The sequence below is a fragment of the Paraburkholderia bannensis NBRC 103871 genome (assembly GCF_000685015.1).
GTDB lineage: Bacteria > Pseudomonadota > Gammaproteobacteria > Burkholderiales > Burkholderiaceae > Paraburkholderia > Paraburkholderia bannensis.
This window is the reverse complement of sequence record NZ_BAYA01000092.1, coordinates 1-1,336: the sequence shown is the minus strand read 5'-3', so window position 1 is coordinate 1,336 and position 1,336 is coordinate 1. Positions and strand designations below refer to the sequence as shown.

1 protein-coding gene is annotated in these 1,336 nt (G+C 59.7%); it reads right to left on the bottom strand.

Going from position 1 to position 1,336, the window contains the following annotated elements:
* Positions 1–37: 37 nt before the first annotated feature.
* Positions 38–1,272, bottom strand: a protein-coding gene (locus BBA01S_RS39430) for an IS3 family transposase (RefSeq protein WP_245641736.1) whose coding sequence is annotated in 2 segments (ribosomal slippage) — positions 38–918 and positions 918–1,272 — 1,236 coding nt in all. Because the reading frame shifts where the segments join, the coding sequence is not laid out codon by codon here.
* Between the last annotated feature and the right edge of the window lie 64 nt (positions 1,273–1,336).

Below are 1,336 nucleotides of genomic sequence, written 5' to 3'. Positions count from 1 at the left end.
TGGACTTGCCCCTGCATGACCGGACACGCGGTCACGCTTAGGTTGGAGAATTTGTTTGCTGGCGAAACTCGCGTGGCGAGCGGTATTTCAGGGCGCTGTGTGGATGTGACTCGTTGTAGTGGTGGAACGCGATAGCCAGGTTTTGCAGCGCCGTTCTCGCGTCAGGTTTGGGCATCCACGAAACGTAATCGCGCTTCATCGTCTTGACGAAGCTCTCGGCCATCCCATTGCTCTGCGGACTTCTCACCGGTGTCGTGACCGGCTTCAGACCGATTTTTCGCGAGAACGTCAGCGTGTCATCGGCAATGTAGCAGGAACCGTTGTCGCTCAGCCACTCGATTTCGCTCTCAGCCGCCAATGCACCGGCAAAGCGGCTTTCGACCGCCTGAAGCATCACATCCCGCACCATGTCGCCGGTGTAACCGCCGGTGCTCGCAGCCCAGCTCATCGCTTCCCGGTCGCAGCAGTCCAAGGCAAAGACCACGCGCAACGGCGCACCATCATCGCAGCGGAATTCGAAACCGTCTGAGCACCAACGCACGTTGCTTCTGTCCACGGCAATCTTGCCGTCGTGCCGACGCGCGCTCGGAGCGTAATGAGGCCGACGTTCGAGCAGCAAGCCGTGGCCGCGCATAACGCGGTACACCCGCTTTGCATTGACACGCGGTTGGCACAGCGCGTCCCGGCTTCGCCGTAGCAGCGCCCATGCACGCCGGTAGCCATACGTCGGCAGCTCGGCGACGAGCTCTCGAAGCTCAGCGACAAGCGACATATCATCCAGAGCGGGCTTCTTGCGCTGGTCGACCCAATCGGCGGGGCGCTTCAACTTGACCGCGAGATTCGAGCGCGACACACCCAGGACTTCACAAACCGTTTTCAACGGTCGTCCCCCGGCAGCAATGGTGAGCGCGCAATCAATTTTTTTGCTCGACCATACTCCACTGCTTCACGGAGGACTTCTACCTCCATTGTTTTCTTTCCCAGCAATCGCTGGAGTTCGCGAATCTGCTTCATCGCTTCAGCCAGGTCCGATGCCGGTACAACCTGTTCGCCGGCACTGACCGCCGACAGGCTTCCATCCTGATAGAGCTTGCGCCAAGCAAAGACCTGGTTGGCATTCACCTGATGGCGACGCGCAACGCCCGAAACGGTAGCGCCAGGCTCGAACGTTTCGCGCACTATTGCGAGCTTTTTGTCGACAGAGCGCCGGCGGCGCTGCTCCGGCTGGGTGAGGACTTCGACGGGTTCCACGTTATGACTGGGCTTAAACATAGGCGGAAGACTACCTCATAATTTAAGCGTTACCCAGTGTCCGTTTTTCGCGGGGGCCGGCCCA